We start from the raw sequence: 17623 nt of genomic DNA on the forward strand, positions 1-17623 counted from the left end.
GATCGCCCATAGCCAGACATCCGAGCCAAGCGTCCTAAATCATCCTCCTCACATCATCCTCCTCACATCATCCTCCTCAACAGGGTGACGTTGAGACAACTGCCTAGTTCTGCACGCTAGTTCTGCACGCTAGTTCTGCGCGCTAGTTCTGCACAATTGTTAGTCTGAAGGGATGGCGGCTGCCTCGATCCAGATCGCCGACGAATACCGAGTAATTGCCACGCTCCCAGGCCCCCGACGCTTCGATCACGCCATTAGACAAGTTGGTGGCGCGGGCACAGCCCTTGACGCTGCCATCGGCTCCCAAAATCAGCAGCGTGGGGCGGCCACCACCCTCGACGCGAAACCGCAGCGAGGTAAAGGCCTCGGTGACGCGCACGGTCTGCACGGGACGATCGCTCACAAAGCCGCAACTGCTAGCCTGCGACCCGCCAGAAGTGCCGCTAATCACCTGCTCTCCTTGCAGCGGTGTGGTGACTTGGGCCATCGCCGCTAGCGACATAGCCAGCACGCCCAGCGCGGCCGTGGGCACAATCTGCCAGTTGATATGAAATTTGCTCTTTTGAAAGGCTGCTTTACGTGTCATGTTCCTCTCTACTCCCCATACGCTCAGCGAGAGGGGCGATCGCCACTGAATTAATTTCGGGATGTATTTCGGGATTCGTTTCGAGATGCATTTCGAGATGCATTTCGGGATTGATTTCGGGGCCACCCTGCTTCCCAGCTTTCTTCCAAACCCGTCCGAAATCCGTCATCCTCTGCCCAAAGCCCAACGGGTGAATCATGGGTAAATCATGATCGATCCGTCGCTTCGGCAATTCCAGTAACCAGCGCGATCCCACCTGCTCGATGATTTGATCGTGTCATTTATTGTTGAGGACTAGCCAAATCCTATGACAGTTCCTCAAGTGCCCGGTGGAATAGGCCACTTCTTCAACTGACCTATGCAAATGACCGATCCGGCAATCGGGAATATGAAGCTGAATGGCTCAACTTGCTTAAAACAGGAAATAGCGCTGGGCCATCGGCAGCACGGTGGCAGGTTCGCAGGTCAGCAGTTCCCCATCGGCGCGGACTTCGTAGGTTTCGGGATTGACCTCAATGCGCGGCGTGTAGTCATTCAGCTTCAGATCTTTTTTGGTCACCTGGCGAATGTTGGACACGGGCAACACTTCGCGCTGGAGCTTCAGCATTTCGGGGATGCCATTTTGCACACCAGCCTTGGACAGAAAGGTAAAGGACGTGTTGGCGATCGCCCCGCCATAGCTGGCAAACATCGGCCGCATGTGAACGGGCTGCGGCGTGGGGATGCTGGCGTTGGCATCGCCCATCTGCGCCCAGGCAATCAGCCCGCCCTTGATGACTAGCTCTGGCTTTACGCCAAAGAAAGCGGGTCGCCACAGGCAGAGGTCGGCAATCTTACCCACTTCGACGGAGCCGACGTAATCAGCAATGCCGTGGACAATCGCCGGATTAATCGTGTACTTGGCCACGTAGCGCTTGGCGCGGAAGTTGTCGTTGCGCTCGGAATCTTGCGACAGTGGGCCGCGCTGCACCTTCATTTTGTGCCCTGTTTGCCAGGTGCGGGTGATCACTTCGCCGATGCGGCCCATGGCCTGCGAGTCGGACGAGATAATGCTGAAGGCTCCCAGGTCGTGCAAAATGTCCTCAGCGGCGATGGTTTCCCGACGGATGCGCGACTCGGCGAAGGCCACGTCTTCGGGGATGCCGCGATCGAGGTGGTGGCACACCATCAGCATATCCAGGTGTTCCTCCAGCGTGTTCACCGTGTAGGGGCGGGTGGGGTTGGTGGAGGAGGGCAGCACGTTCAGTTCGCCGCAGACTTTGATGATATCTGGCGCGTGGCCGCCGCCTGCGCCCTCGGTGTGGTAGGTGTGGATGCATCGTCCTTTGAAGGCGGCGAGGGTGTCTTCTACGAAACCTGCTTCGTTGAGCGTGTCCGTATGAATCGCCACCTGCACGTCATATTGCTCTGCCACATCCAGGCAGGTGTCGATGGCCGCTGGCGTGGTGCCCCAGTCTTCGTGCAGCTTTAGCCCAATGGCTCCGGCTTCCACCTGTTCCCGCAGTCCTTCTGGCTTGGCGCTGTTGCCTTTGCCCAAGAAGCCCAGGTTCATCGGAAAGGCTTCTGCTGCTTCTAGCATTCGGTGAATATTCCATGCGCCGGGAGTGCAGGTGGTGGCGTTGGTGCCGGAGGCCGGGCCCGTGCCGCCGCCGATCATGGTGGTAATGCCAGAAGCGATCGCCACTTCGATCTGCTGCGGACAGATGAAGTGAATGTGCGAGTCGATGCCGCCCGCCGTCAGGATCATGCCTTCTCCGGCGATCGCCTCTGTTGAGGGCCCAATCACAATCGTCACATTGTCCTGAATGTAGGGATTGCCCGCTTTGCCAATGCCAACGATGCGCCCGTCCTTGATGCCCACATCGGCTTTGACAATGCCCCACCAGTCCAAAATCAGCGCGTTGGTAATTACCGCATCCACTGCGCCATCTTCGCGGGAAATGGGCGATTGCCCCATGCCGTCGCGGATCACCTTGCCGCCGCCAAATTTCACCTCGTCGCCGTAGGTGGTAAAGTCTTGCTCGACTTCGATAATCAGTTCGGTATCGGCCAGACGGACGCGATCGCCCACGGTTGGGCCAAAGGTTTCCGCATAGGCGCGGCGATCCATGCGATAGCTCATAGCTGGAGTTTGGGAGTCAGGGGTCAAGGGGTGGCGTTGCTGCTTGAGGATGAAAGGCAGCAAAATCAACCCTCTTCTTTTAACTCGCAGAATGTAGCACGGGGCGTAGCCAAACAGACCAATTGGCGGCAAAAGTTAAGCTTTTTAACGGCGATCGCCCCAGAAATTCGTACTTCTGTACTATTGAATCATCCTCTGGCTGTACAAACAATCCCTCCACCCCAACGCCCCCTTACCCCTCCCCATCATGGACACTCCCAGCATCCTCTCTCACGTTTCCCTGGGCACGAACCAGTTCGAGCGGGCTGTCGCTTTCTATGACCAGGTGCTACCAACGCTGGGCTGCCGCAAGATTGAGGAATTTCCCGGCGCTGCGGCCTACGGCAAGCTATTTCCCGAATTTTGGATTCAGACCCCGTTCAATGAGCAGCCTGCTTCCACGGGCAACGGGGTGCATGTCGCCTTCATCGCGGCAAGCAAGGAGGCAGTTCATGCTTTCTATGAGGCGGCGATCGCCGCAGGCGGCACGTCAGACGGAGAACCTGGCCCCCGCCCACACTACAGCCCTGCCTACTATGGCTGCTTTGTCCGCGATTTGGACGGGCACAAGATTGAAGCGACGTTTTGGGATGCCGCGTTGGAGTAAAAGCGGCACTTTGCTGATCTTTGAGGTGATAAGCCTGCTGGCTTTGCAGACTTTTTAGCCAGTTTTTAGCCAGTTTAGGGGCCATGCGGTTTTACTGTTTACTGCGTGGCTTTATGGATTTGCTCCGTTCAAAAGAATTCAGGGAAAAGTTGCTCAAACCAGCAATCGAGATTTTCCCTAAAGATTTTGCTGTGCATTCGTTGATTTTTATGCTGCTGCTTCAGCGAAATTACGAATGCCTTACCGCCTTGCAGAAGGTTCATCTCTCCAATTAATAGAAACTACTTCTGTAAAAACCCAGGTAAATCTTGAATCACCATCGCCCCCTCAATACTCAACCTCAAGTCACCCGTAGCAACACGTATTTTTACTACTCTAAATAGCTTTGATAAAGCTGCCTATCCGTAAATCTCGCGATATAGGAAACCCTCACAGGCTGGGTATCCTAAATGTGGGGTAGCGTTTGCAACTTGTTATACAGAAAGCTCGCAGAAAGTTCGATGATTAATCCCAGTTTCATTTAATCGGTATTTGAGAGAGGGGCGATCGCAGCCCAATACTTTCAAGTCTTGTTTACGCTGCCAAATCTGGGGCTTCAACAAGCCGAACAGATCTTGCTGGTGTAGACAAGTCTGGGAATATCTCGGCTTTATCAAGTTGGATTCAACCAATTTTTTAGTCGCAACTTCCCATTTCCTAAAACGCTGCTTGAGTAAGTCTGCTAGGAGTTGTTCTGACTAGGGCAGTCTAACAAAAAGCTCAAGCAAAAAGCTCAAGCAAAAACTCAGAATCTAGTATCTCCAAAGTCATGGGCAGTCGCATGGATATCGCAGGAATGTCTCTTCTCCTGGTGGACTCAGCGGTCGAAAACGTCCAGCAACTTCTTCAAAACACCAGCAAGCACATTAAAGTTGCAATCATTGACCGTACTCAAAATGGGGTCGAAACCCTCATTCAGTGGCTACAGCGGTTCCCCCGCCTCCAGCAGGTTCATATCCTGGCCCACGGCGCACCCGGTCGCATCTTTTTAGGAAATACTCAACTCAGCCAGGATACCCTCCAGCCTTACCAGGCAGCCCTGCGCTATATCCGTCAGCGCCGGAAAATCTCCCAAGCTCCTCTAAACTTGTTGCTCTACAGTTGCAACGTGGCTGCGGGTGAAGTGGGCACCGCCTTCGTCGAAAGCCTCCATCGCCTCACGGGGGCCAACATCGCGGCATCCTCAGGTCCCGTGGGCAATGCGGCCCTTGGTGGCACTTGGCATCTCGATACCCAAACGAGCGCTTTCCCGATCGCCCTGCCCTTTGCGGCGGCAGCCACCCATCGCTATCCGGGTCTTCTGGCTCCCCTGAGCATCAGCGGCATCATCGCCAACTACGTAGACCTCCCGGACAACGCCAGCATCTACACTGCCAACGAAGTCGGCAACCCTGATGGCGACGGCACTGCCAACGAACTCTACACCTACAACTTTCCAGTCGGCACCAACAACAATCTCGTCATTTCTGGCTTCACCGCTGCATCCTCCACCTACAACCTTGCCCAGCTTGTCGATCAGGTCAGGCTCCGGCGTATCCCCAATCCAAGTGTCTCCAACGCTGAGGGTCGTCAGGTCTTTTGGTACGAAATACAAAACCTTAATTCAACTGGCAACGTCCTCAACCTGAGGCCGTCTCGAATCAACACGATGGAGGAGGCGCTCCTGGGCAATGTTATCAATCGAGGGGTTGATAACGTTTTTGCCAATCAGGGCGACAACAACATCAATAACATCGAACGGATCGATTTCATCGCCAGCGGTGGCCTCACGGCTCCCACCGCCGCCAACCTCAACGACATCGGCTTCCTTTTGCTAGAGCGAGGCGGCAACGACCCACTGACGATTGCTGCAATTACAGCCGTAGATGCTAGCGGCAATCCAACTGCCTACGGGCCCCTACAGGTTGTGCCCGCAGGGGCCTGGGGGGCCTCAGGCTTCAACCTGGCCACTGCCGTGCTGAATGACATGGGAGCAGGGGGCAATCCTCGTTTCAGTTCTAATATCGCTGCTCAAAATATTGGCGGGGTCTTCCTGAGCTATTCGTCCCTGGGTATTGGCGCAGGGCAGACCTTCTTTGGCTACTCCGTCTTCCCCAATGATGTGGGTACGGACTTAGTGAACTTGACGGATGCAGCCCTGAACAGTTCTAGTGCCTCAGGACAAGGGGGCCTGGATCTGGTGGCAGGCGGCGGCATCTTTGTGAGGAGTGGTAGCAATTTGGCTCCTACCCTTAACCTCGACCCCTTCAATATCACGGGTGGCCCGAATGATTTCAACTTTCAGGCGACCTTCACAGGCAGTGCAGTTGCCATCACAGCGCCGAATGCCTCCGGCTTCGACCCCAACAACAGCGGCGCAGATATCGAAACGCTCACCATCTCTGTCAACGCTCCCAATGGCAACAGCGAAGCCCTCATTATCGGCGGCACGCCTTTCATCCTGGGAACTGCTAACAGTGGAACCGTGACGATCGGCTCCACGACCTTTGCAGTCAGCGTTGCTGTGTCTGGGACAACTGCCACCCTCACAATTACCCGGAACGGCGGCGGCGACCTTTCCAACGCAGCCGTAAGCGCCCTACTGCAATCCCTCCAATACAACAACACAGCTCCGTCCCCCAACGCAACGCCTCGTGTTTTCTCCTTCGTCGCCAACGACGGCACGCTAAACAGCAACACGGTTACTTCCACCATCGGCATCAACGTTCCTTCGGTTAACAGTCCTCCCGTAGACGGCGACGAAACCCTTAGCGTCGCAGAAGACAACCCGTTAACTGGGAACCTGCTGAGCAACGCGACGGATGTGGACGGCGACACCCTCAGCATCACCCAGTTCACCATCGGCAGTACCACCTACACCGCCGGGGACACCGCCAACATTCCTGGCGTAGGGACGCTGACCATCAACGCCAATGGCACGTTCACCTTCACCCCAGCGCCAAACTACAACGGCCCCGTGCCGCCTGTGACTTACACCGTCAGCGATGGCAACGGCGGAACAGACACCTCAACACTGAGCATCACAGTCACACCAGTCAACGATCCACCCATCGATGGCAACGAAACTCTTAGCGTTGCAGAAGACAACCCGCTGAGTGGCAATTTGCTGTCGAATGCGACGGATGTGGACGGCGACACCCTCAGCATCACCCAGTTCACCATCGGCAGTACCACCTACACCGCCGGGGACACCGCCAACATTCCTGGCGTAGGGACGCTGACCATCAACGCCAATGGCACGTTCACCTTCACCCCAGCACCAAACTACAACGGCCCCGTGCCGCCTGTGAGCTACGCCGTCAGCGATGGCAACGGCGGGACAGACACTTCAACGCTGAGCATCACGGTCACGCCAGTCAACGATCCACCCATCGATGGCAACGAAACTCTTAGCGTTGCAGAAGACACTCCGCTGAGTGGCAATTTGCTGTCGAATGCGACGGATGTGGACGGCGACACCCTCAGCATCACCCAGTTCACCATCGGCAGCACCACCTACACCGCCGGGGACACTGCCAACATTCCTGGCGTAGGGACGCTGACCATCAACGCCAATGGCACGTTCACCTTCACCCCAGCACCAAACTACAACGGCCCCGTGCCGCCTGTGAGCTATGTGGTCAGCGATGGCAACGGCGGGACAGACACTTCAACGCTGAGCATCACGGTCACACCAGTTAATGATCCACCGATTGACGGCGATGAGAACCTCAGCGTTGCAGAAGACAACCCGCTGAGCGGTAATTTGCTGAGCAACGCGACAGATGTGGATGGCGACACCCTCAGCATCACCCAGTTCACCATCGGTACAGATACCTATACGGCTGGGCAAACGGCCACCATTCCCGGTGTGGGCACGCTGATTATCAACACTAATGGCACGTTTACCTTTACCCCAGCGCCAAACTACAACGGCCCCGTGCCGCCTGTGACTTACACCGTCAGCGATGGCAACGGCGGGACAGACACTTCAACGCTGAGCATCACGGTCACGCCAGTCAACGATCCACCCATTGATGGCAATGAGAACCTCAGCGTTGCAGAAGACAACCCGCTGAGCGGCAATTTGCTGAGCAACGCGACGGATGCCGATAACGATCCGCTTAGCATCACCCAGTTCACCATCGGTACAGATACCTATACGGCTGGGCAAACGGCCACCATTCCTGGCGTAGGGACGCTGATTATCAACACCAATGGCACGTTCACCTTCACTCCAGCGCCAAACTACAACGGCCCCGTGCCGCCTGTGACTTACACCGTCAGCGATGGCAACGGGGGGACAGACACTTCAACGCTGAGCATTACCGTTACTCCAGTCAACGATCCACCGATTGATGGAGACGAAACTCTTAGCGTTGCAGAAGACAACCCGCTAACTGGGAACCTGCTGAGCAACGCGACGGATGCCGATAACGATCCGCTTAGCATCACCCAGTTCACCATCGGCAGCACCACCTACACCGCTGGAGACACCGCCACCATTCCTGGCGTAGGGACGCTGACCATCAACGCCAATGGCACGTTTACCTTCACCCCAGCGCCAAACTACAACGGCCCCGTGCCGACTGTGAGCTATGTGGTCAGCGATGGTAACGGGGGGACAGACACCTCAACGCTGAGCATTACCGTTACTCCAGTCAACAATCCACCGACTGACGGCAACGAAACTCTTAGCGTTGCAGAAGACACTCCGCTGAGTGGCAATTTGCTGTCGAATGCGACGGATGTAGATGGCGACACCCTTAGCATCACCCAGTTCACCATCGGCAGCACCACCTACACCGCCGGGGACACCGCCACCATTCCTGGCGTAGGGACGCTGATTATCAACGCCAATGGCACGTTTACCTTCACCCCAGCGCCAAACTACAACGGCCCCGTGCCGACTGTGAGCTATGTGGTCAGCGATGGTAACGGGGGGACAGACACCTCAACGCTGAGCATCACGGTCACGCCGGTTAACGATCCACCCATCGATGGTGACGAGACTCTCAGCGTTGCCAAAAATACCCCGCTAAGTGGCAATTTGCTAGACAACGCAACAGATGCAGATGGTGATGCACTTAGCGTTATCGAGTTCACAATTGACGGTGATACTTATTACAGTGCAGGCGATACTGCCACAATTCCGGGCATTGGCACACTGACCATTAACACAGACGGTACGTTCACGTTTATTCCGGTTACGGGCTATGTTGGGCCGGTGCCGCCTGTGATTTACACCGTCATGGATAGTAGCGAGACGACGGATGTATCTACGCTCAGCATCACAGTTATTCCTGCCAATAGCGCCCCTATTGATGGCAATGAGACCCTCAGTGTGGCAAGAGACAATCCGCTGAGCGGCAATCTACTGAGTAATGCGACAGATGCCGATGGCGACACGCTCAGCATCACCGAGTTCACCATTGGCACAACCAAGTTCACTGCTGGACAAACGGCCAACCTGCCGGGGATTGGCACGCTGACTATTAACGCGAACGGCACGTTTACGTTTACTCCAGCGACGGGATATACAGGGCCAGTGCCGCCTGTGGCTTACACCGTCAGCGATGGCAACGGTGGCACTGACACCTCGACACTGAGCATTACAGTCACAGGGACGGATGGAAATCCTGCGCTTACGATTGATTTGGATGCAGACGATAGTAGTGGTGTTTCTGGGCGGGATTATCAGACCCGCTTTGTGCAAGGATTTCCAGCGCCGATTGCTGATATTGACCTGACGATTAACAGCCCTGGCAGCACGATTCTTCAGCAGGCTGTGATTACATTGGTCAATCGACCGAATGGTACTTTAGAGAGCCTTAGCATTCGGGGTGCCCTGCCGCCGGGGATTACCGCCTCTGCCTACAACCCTGCGACGGGTCAGCTAATTTTGAGCGGTGCGGCATCTCTGGCAGACTATAAGCGGGCGATCGCCACCATCACCTACAACAACTCCGCTCGCTCTGTAGATACTACCAATCGCACCATCACGGTGGTCGTCAGCAATGGCACGCTGACCAGCCCGCCTGCGACAACCACGATTGAAATTGCGTCCCAGAACATCATCAACGGCTCCTCAGGGTCAGACATCATCATCGGAACCGACGGGGATGATATCTTAAACGGATTTAGCGATCGAGACATTATCTACGGTCGAGGCGGCAACGACATCATCAACGGCGGCAGCGATCCTGATGTTCTGCGAGGGGATGAAGGCGACGATATCCTCAACGGCGGCACTGGAAACGATGACCTAGACGGCGGGGATGGGAATGACATCATCAATGGCGGCGGCGGCAACGACCTGATCCACGGTCGAGCAGGCGATGACCTCCTCAACGGGGGGCGCGGTCGAGATCGGATTTTTGGCGGCACGGGTCGGGATACGCTAAACGGCGGCGGTGGCAACGATTTGCTAGTAGGTGACGAAGGCGACGACGTGATTAACGGGGGCCGCGGCAACGACCGGATCATCGGCGGTGCAGGACGCGATCGCCTCACCGGTGGACAAGGCAATGACCTCTTTATCTATCGCTCGAAGTCTGAATTTGGCGATATCATTACGGACTTTGAGATCGTGCGCGATCGCATCGACCTGCGAGCCATCTTCCGAGGTCGTGGCTCCATGAGTAACATCCGTCTCCGTCAGGTGGGTGCAGATACTCAAGTGGATGTCAAAATTGGGGGTCAGTTTGCGACCCTGGGCGTGCTAGAAGCCGTAAATGCAAACACCCTGCAAGCTCGTCACTTTATTTTCTAGAAGGTATCTGGATCTTTCTGGATATTTCCAGATACCCTCTAGTTGCAGTTCCTGCGGTCTTATCTTATTTGCCTCGTGTTTTGTCGAGCTTACCCCTAACCAAGATGAAGTGTTTTCCCCTAAAGCTTGTTTCCTGTGGACTCCTGCTAGAGATACTGCTGAGTGGCTTTCTCAATCCAAGCCCCATCAGCGCCCAGGAAGCCCCCCCGCCCGATACTCCCACGAGTGATTCTGCAATTGACCTGGCCATTCCAGTGCGGGCCAGCGCAGGCTACAACACGGGTGGATCGGGTTACGAAGAGGCAGTAAACCTGGAAGGATTTATCCCGCTGCATCAATCTCCGGGGGAGCGGATTACCTTCCTAGAGCCAAGGCTTTATCTGGGTGAAGAGAGCAACGTCGGAGGCAGTCTGCTTCTGGGTCACCGATTCTACGATGCGGATGACAACCGGATCTGGGGGGGCTATCTGGCTTACGACAATCGCCAGACCCGGCGTAATACGTTTCATCAGTTGGGGCTGGGGGTAGAAAGCTTAGGCGCGATTTGGGATTTTCATTTCAATGCTTACCTGCCGATTGGCGATCGCCGTCAGGTCGATCGCGAACAGGAGATCAGCAGCATTCTGAACACCAGCACCCGCTTTCAGGGCAACTTTCTGCTCCTGGAAAATCTGATCGAGGAGCAGCGATTGCGAACCTACGAAGCGGCCGCTGGCGGGTTTGACCTGGAAGCAGGCGCTCGGCTTGCCCACTGGCAGGGAGGAGACTTGCGAGGCTATGGCGGCATCTATTTCTATGACCCCGCAGGCGGCGACAGCACCTTGGGTTGGCGGCTGCGCCTGGATGCCGATGTCAATCCTAGCCTGAACCTCGGCCTCGCCCTCCAAGATGACGATCTGTTTGGCACTAACTTACTCTTCTCTGCAACGCTCACCTTTCCCCGGATTCGCCCTCGCGGGCCAATCGGCAATCCGATGCTGGTTCAGGCTCGACTCGGTGAACCAATTCTGCGGGCGCGAGGCATTGCCCTTGATCGTCAACAAGAAGTCGAGCGCTCGACCCAGCAGGTGACGATGCCCTTGATGAACCCGGAAGAAGAGCAGCCGTATCGGTTTCATCATGTGATTTTGGGCCGGGGGGCGGGCGGCGACGGGACGTTTGAGCGACCCTTTGGGACGGTTCAAGCGGCTCTCAATGCCACTCGCTCTGACGGCAACGATGTGGTGTACGTTGATGCAGGGCGCAGGGTAAACATTCCTGCCTTCACGATTCCCGATCGGGTGCAGGTGCTATCCCAGGGCCCCGTGCAGCTACTCGGTGGCTTGCCCTTCCCTGGCTTTCCCAGAACAGATGTGCGGCTGCCCTTTTCCCCAGTCCTGAATTACCAGGATGGTGTTTTGGTGCGGCTGCCTCTGTCGGGCGATGGCAATTTTCCGGTTATCCGGGGTGGCGGCCCAGATCTGGTGAGATTGGGGAACCGCACCGTCTTAGCCGGATTCCGCCTGGAGGATGCGGCGGGCAGTGCCATCGTGGGCAATGGCGTTCGAGACGTGGAACTGCGCGACAACTCGATTCGGAATGCGGGCGATCGCGGCATTTTCTTGGACAACGTGACGGGCAGCGTCGTCATATTTGACCATCAGCTTCGCAACATTGCGGGCGGGGCGGGGTCTGGGCAGGGGATGCTGATTCGCAACACTACTGACGGTACGACCCAAGTGACCATTGCCCGCTATCGATCCAGCAGTCAGCGGGTGGGGATTGAGATGGTGGTAGAGGGCGATCGCCCCGCCAGCCTCACACCCGAACAAATCATCACCCTGCGAAACGTGGTGATTACAGACAGCCGCGATCAGGGACTTTTGGTGCAAGCCAACGACGTAGGCAACCAGCAAATCGACCTCCGCCGGGGCCGCATTCTCAACAGCGGTGGCCAGGGAGTTCTGATTCAGGCCGATAACACAGGCTCTCAGGAGGTCACCCTGGAAAACGTTGTCATTCAAGGCAGCAGCGGCGCAGGGGTGCAGGTTGTTGGCAGCGTGCTAGATAGCCTGACGACCTCTGCCCAAGAAGTCTACCTCCGCCGCAACCGAATTGAAAACAACGGCGGCGCAGGCATTGATATCACAGCCAATGGACTGTCGGCTCAGGAGTTTGGCATTGGGAACAACATCATCCGCAACAACGGCGGGCCGGGTATTCAGTCCGTTGCAAACAATCGCTCGTTTCAGGAATTTGTGACCGACCCAGATAACAACTCTCGCGGCATTAGCGACAATGAAATTTCTGGGAATTCGCAGGCAGGCATCAGCCTCACGGCGAATAGTGCTGCCACTGTGATTGCTGATATTCAGGACAACCGGATTGCCGACAATCTGACGGCAGGCAACCCAGATTTGACCGTTACATCGACCAGCAATGCCGCTGATGTGTGTGCAGTGGTGAACAACAACAGCAGTGCAGCCGGAATTCGCCTGAGCAATCCAGCAGGGGGGCTATTTGAGGTGGGCGATTTGCCAACAATTGCCACGCGCAACACGGGGACAGTGGAAGTGCTGCCAGGACCGCCCGTGTTTACAAACAAGCCGGGGGCGCAGTCTTGCTTCCGATAGTTGAGCCGTCTGATTGTGATCCTCGCATTGATTTGCGATTTTGGATTTGCGATTTTGGATTTTGGACTTGCGATTTTGGATAGCGAGTCAAGCGTCTGCGGGGCTTCCAGGAGTTTTATGCGTAGCGCCTCTGAGTAGCGCCTCTGAGTAGCGCCTCTGAATAGCACTACTGAGTAGCACTACTGGGCACCACTTAGCGGAACTCATATTAGCCCTCCAATCGGTTGAGCTGCACGGTAAACACAGTTCCTTCCCCCAAGGTGCTTTCCACGCTGATCTGACCGCCGTGGAGGTCGATGCAGCGTTTGGCGATCGCCAACCCCAGCCCCGTGCCGGGAATTTCGCCGACGTTGCTGGCCCGATGAAACGGTTCAAACAACTGCGGCAGGGCCTCTGGCGGAATGCCAATTCCCTCATCTTTGACCTGAAGCCCAATCGTGTCCGGTTGGCAAAACACCGTCAGAGATACGCAGCCCCCTTCTGGAGAATATTTCACTGCATTCGACAACAGATTGTTCACCACATGCCACAGCAGCTTGTGATCAAGCTGGGTGATGCAAGGCGCTCCATCCGAAAAGAATGCCAATTCGCACTGATGATCTGAGGTATAGCGCCAGACCTCGACCTGCTCTTCGCAAAAGCTGGCAACATCGATGGGCGTAGGGAAGAATTCCAGATGGTCGGAATGCATTCGCTCTAGCAGGAGAATATCTTCCAGCAAGAGGCTGAGACTTTCGGCCGCGGTTTGAATCTGCTGAAGATGCTGCTGCTGTTTATCCGGAGGGAGCAGGTTGCCATAACGTTGCAACGAGTCGGCACAGGCGCGGATTGCCATCAGCGGCGTGCGAATTTCGTGAGAAACCACTGCCAGATGTTCGGCGCGGCGCTGCATTTCGGCTTCGGTCAATTGCTGAGCCACTTCGGCAGCAGTTTCGGCGCGATGGCGGGCCAGGGCAATTTCAATCGTGGTCGCCAGAATGCGATCGTTAAAGGGTTTGAGGACATATCCATAGGGGTGCGAGGCAGCAACCCGCTCTAGCGTGGCCTGATCAGCATTGGCCGTGAGATACACCACGGGAATGTGGAGCTGGGTTTGAATTTGTGCGGAAGCATCGATACCGTCCATCTCACCGGGCAGCCGAATGTCCATTAGCACCAAATCTGGCCGCAGTTGCTCGGCCTGGCGCACTGCGTCGATGCCCGTGTCAGCAATTGCTACAATCTCGTAGCCAAACCGCTCTAGCGATTCCCGCAGGTCATACGCGATGAGGTGTTCATCTTCAACAATGAGCAGACGAGTGGGTGGCATAGGACGGCAAGCGATTAAGCAGACGGGTTTGCGATTGGGAAACGAATAATAAACGTTGTCCCCGATTCGCGCTGAAGCTCCAGGTCGCCCTGCAACTGAGCAACTAGGCTACGGACGATGACCAGTCCCAAGGAGTTGGTGTGCTGCCAGTCCAGATCGGGCGGCATTCCAACGCCATCGTCGCTCACCGTTAGCGTTCCCAGATGGGATGTCGTGCTGTCGGCGGGTGGCTGAATTTCTACGCAAATAGTAATATTACCGGACTGGCCCTCTGGAAAGGCATATTTTAGGGCGTTGGAGACTAGCTCGTTAATGATCAGTCCGCAGGGAATAGCCGTGTTGAGGTTGAAGCTGAGTCCGTGGGTGGCGATCGCCGGAACAATGTGCTGCTGGCTCACCCCATAGGTCTGAAACAGATTGGCCACCAGCGGACGAATGTAGTTATCCAGGTCGATTTGCGAGAAATTGGCTGATTGATAAAGCTGTTCGTGGATAATCGCCATCGACTGCACCCGATTTTGGGATTCTAGCAGCAGCGTGGCCGTGGTGCGATCTTCCAGGCGGCGGGCCTGCATTCGCAGCAGGCTGGAAATCACCTGCAAGTTATTCTTGACGCGATGGTGGATCTCTTTGAGCAGCACCTCTTTTTCCTGGAGGGAGGTGCGAATTTGGGCATCGGCCTGTTTGCGATCGCCAATTTCCTGCACCATCGCCACGCCATAGCCCAGTCGGCTCAAATCATTGCGAACAAAGCAAGCCGTCAACTCCACCCAGAGGATCTGCCCGTCTTTGTGAATCAGGCGCTTTTCAATGCGGAAATGGGGAACTTCTTGCGGACTGCTGGGGCGACTGGTTTCGCGCATGGCTTGCTCCAGCAGCGGTGCAGACAAATTCCAGTCGGCCGGATAGGTAATATCTGCGGGGGTGAAGCGGGTCATTTCCTCCGGGGTATAGCCCAACATCTGACAAAAGCGCTGGTTTGCCCGCAGGATGTGCCCCGTCTCTGGCGACAGCAGCAGAATGCCAATCGGGGCGTTTTCAAACAACTGTCGAAACATTTCTTCGCTCTGGCGCAGCGCGGCTTCGGTTTGTTTGAGGTGGGTTACGTCCATCGTCACGCCGATCAGCTTGACCGCAACGCCCGCGTCATCAAATAGATATGTGCCCCGTTCGTAGAGCCAGTGCGTAGAGCCGTCTAGCCAGACGACCCGATACTCTAAGTCGTAAGGCATGTGGGTTTGCAAACAGTCGTACTCAATTTTGTCTAGCCGCTCTCGGTCGTCGGGATGCACCCGGTCATAAAACGACTGGTGAACCGGGCGGGGACTGATTTCGTTTCCGTGGGAATCCAGCACGCGCCCGTCGGCATCGGTGCAATAGCCCAGAATGGCGTAGTTTTCTGGCGACCAGGTTTGCGCTCCAGTAGCCATGTCGCGCTCCCAGATACCCATCTGGGCAGTAGACAGCGAAATTTGCAACTGGGCAGTGCGCTCTCGCACCCGCTGTTCGAGATCCTGGTTGAGGCGCTGGAGATCGGCTTCGACTCGCCGCCGCTCGGCTAGTTCCGCTTGGGCCGTTTCATAGAGATGAGACTGCTGAATGGCGATCGCCATTTGATCAGCAACCAGGCGTACTAGCGCCAGCTCGTCCTCTCGCCAGGTTTTTGAGTGGCTACTGCACGCCAGTCCCAGCGCTCCCCACACCAAGCCCTCCACCCGCAGCGGCATCAGCAGCCAGTGGCCCAATCCGGGGTCGCCCTCAACTGGATATGCCGGATCAACACCCGATAGGTCGCCTGTGCGATCGATCTGCACAATTTCCAGGCGCTTGAGCCGAGCCGCAACCGGGTTATTGTCATCGGGAATCTCTAGACCCGGTGGGCGAAAGTTGGCGCTGTGGGCATAGCTGGCCACATCCACCCACACCCCCCGCTGCGAGTCGTAGCGCGACACCCAAACGCCGTTCACTGCCAGCAAGAAAGCGACCTCGCGGGTGGCAGTGGCGAAGACATCTTGCAGGTCAAGCGAGTTGCGAATCGCCTGCATGACCCGGTTGAGCGCTCGTTCGCGGGCAAACTGCTGATGCAGTGAGGCCTGGGCCTGCAAACGATCGGCCTCAATTCGCTTGCGATCGCTGATGTCTCGTAGGATGGTGGTGAACACGACCTCTCCGCCGAGTACCAACCTGGACACCGAGGCTTCGGCCGGAAACTCGCTACCGTCTTTGCGGCGGGCCCGTATCTCGCCTAAAAGCCGATTGCCCCATTGCTGCGGCCGTTCTAACTGATGGGGCGATCGCTGATGGGGCGATCGCAACAGCGTTGACTCATGGACTGCTTCACGGTCTGTTTCAAAGAAATCCTGGGGCAGCAGCAAATCGATTGACTGCCCCATCACCTCAGCGCTGCTGTAGCCGAAAATGCGCTCGGCGCTCTGGTTAAACAGAATGATTCGCTGAGACTGGTCAACCGAAATAATAGCGTCCGCCGCAATGTCAAGAATGCCCGCCAGCCGCGCCTCAGACAGCCGCAACGCGGCTTCGGTTTGTTTGCGACTGGTGATATCCATAATGATGCCAATCATGCCAGTGGGCGTGCCAGAGGCAGCATATAGCCCCCGCCCTAGCCCCAGCACCCAGCGGGTGGTGCCATCGGGCAAAATGATGCGATATTCGGCTCGATAGTCGGTTTGCTGGATCAGCGCCGCCTGCACGTTTTCTTCGACCCAAGACAAGTCATCTGGATGGACAGCCTGCTGCCAGTGTTCGTAGGCAGGTTCGACATCGGTGGGAGACAGTCCTAATAACCGAAAATGATTCTCGTTCCAATCCAGTCGGCCAGTAGCCAAATCCCATTTCCAAGTGCCCACATGGTTGAGGTCTAAGGTCAGCCGCAGTAGGGACTCTTGCTCTTGCAAGGCTAGTTCTGCCTGCTTGCGGTCGGTGATGTCTATGCTAAGGGTGTTAACGATCCAGCTTGTCTGTCCGTCAGCAGACTTAGTGGGCTTTTCTACGCGAAAGCGCGTAGAAATCCACCGCAAGCCAGTGGTTTTGTGGGTAAAGCGATATTCCACTGCAAAGGTGCGCTGGCTGGGTGGGGTGTCTGAATGAACCGTGAGGATATTGGCAAAGATGGTTTGGGCGATCGCCCGATCGTCTGGATGAACCTGTTCACGCCATAGATTGGGCTGCGCGATAAACTCCTGTGCGGAGTAGCCAAAGATGTGGGCATATCCAGCAGAGCAGTAGGTGTAGTACCAGCGCCCGTCGGCAAAGTGTCGAATCTGGGCGATCGCCGCATCCACGCCATCCAGCAATCCCTGCAACTGTTCCCGAATCTGCTGCGCGGCCTGGGCCTGCTGAAGCGCGGCCTGCTGCTGCTGAAGTTGGGCTTCTAGCTCGGCAATGCGCGATCGCAGCGCGGCTTCGCCCTCTGAAACCCATCCCAAATCACCCGCCTGCGCCGCAGACGAGACTGGTGGAATCTGAGATTCGGGCGCTTGCGATTCGTCCATCGGATACGGTCCAAACATGAGGCGGAATGGAGGGCGATCGCACACT

8 protein-coding genes are annotated in these 17623 nt (G+C 56.3%); 3 read left to right on the forward strand and 5 right to left on the reverse strand.

Going from position 1 to position 17623, the window contains the following annotated elements:
• Positions 1-142: 142 nt before the first annotated feature.
• The 3 genes from HNI00_RS17900 to ureC all read right to left on the reverse strand — a co-directional run bounded on the left by HNI00_RS17900 (position 143) and on the right by ureC (position 2708).
• Positions 143-586, reverse strand: coding sequence for a hypothetical protein (locus HNI00_RS17900; protein ID WP_316788099.1), 444 nt, complete (start codon positions 584-586; stop codon positions 143-145).
• Positions 576-785, reverse strand: a complete 210-nt coding sequence (locus HNI00_RS17905) for a hypothetical protein (RefSeq protein WP_316788101.1) — start codon at positions 783-785, stop codon at positions 576-578. Before HNI00_RS17905 ends, HNI00_RS17900 begins: the two co-directional genes overlap by 11 nt.
• A 213-nt stretch (positions 786-998) precedes the next feature.
• Entirely contained in the window at positions 999-2708 is a 1710-nt protein-coding gene (ureC, locus tag HNI00_RS17910) for an urease subunit alpha (protein WP_316788104.1), read from the reverse strand.
• 247 nt (positions 2709-2955) lie between these two features.
• Here ureC and HNI00_RS17915 point away from each other — a divergent pair, with 247 nt between their 5' ends.
• The 3 genes from HNI00_RS17915 (at position 2956) to HNI00_RS17925 (ending at position 12756) form a co-directional block, all read left to right on the forward strand.
• Positions 2956-3354 carry a VOC family protein gene (locus tag HNI00_RS17915; protein WP_297083117.1) on the forward strand — a complete coding sequence of 133 codons (399 nt, stop codon included), beginning with the start codon at positions 2956-2958 and terminating at the stop codon, positions 3352-3354.
• Between the two features lie 835 nt (positions 3355-4189).
• Positions 4190-10144 (forward strand): cadherin-like domain-containing protein, encoded by a 5955-nt coding sequence (locus tag HNI00_RS17920; RefSeq protein ID WP_316788107.1) that lies wholly within the window; start codon positions 4190-4192, stop codon positions 10142-10144.
• 104 nt (positions 10145-10248) lie between these two features.
• Positions 10249-12756 carry a right-handed parallel beta-helix repeat-containing protein gene (locus HNI00_RS17925; RefSeq protein ID WP_316788108.1) on the forward strand — a complete coding sequence of 836 codons (2508 nt, stop codon included), beginning with the start codon at positions 10249-10251 and terminating at the stop codon, positions 12754-12756.
• A gap of 208 nt (positions 12757-12964) precedes the next feature.
• Here HNI00_RS17925 and HNI00_RS17930 read toward each other — a convergent pair whose 3' ends face one another.
• Together HNI00_RS17930 and HNI00_RS17935 are read right to left on the reverse strand one after the other, a co-directional pair.
• Positions 12965-14065, reverse strand: coding sequence for a hybrid sensor histidine kinase/response regulator (locus HNI00_RS17930; protein ID WP_316788109.1), 1101 nt, complete (start codon positions 14063-14065; stop codon positions 12965-12967).
• A gap of 14 nt (positions 14066-14079) precedes the next feature.
• A complete protein-coding gene (locus HNI00_RS17935; protein ID WP_316788110.1) occupies positions 14080-17595 on the reverse strand; it encodes a PAS domain S-box protein in 3516 nt (1171 codons plus the stop codon).
• Positions 17596-17623: the final 28 nt, after the last annotated feature.

It is taken from the genome of Thermoleptolyngbya oregonensis NK1-22 (assembly GCF_032705245.1).
Taxonomy (GTDB): domain Bacteria; phylum Cyanobacteriota; class Cyanobacteriia; order Elainellales; family Elainellaceae; genus Thermoleptolyngbya; species Thermoleptolyngbya sichuanensis.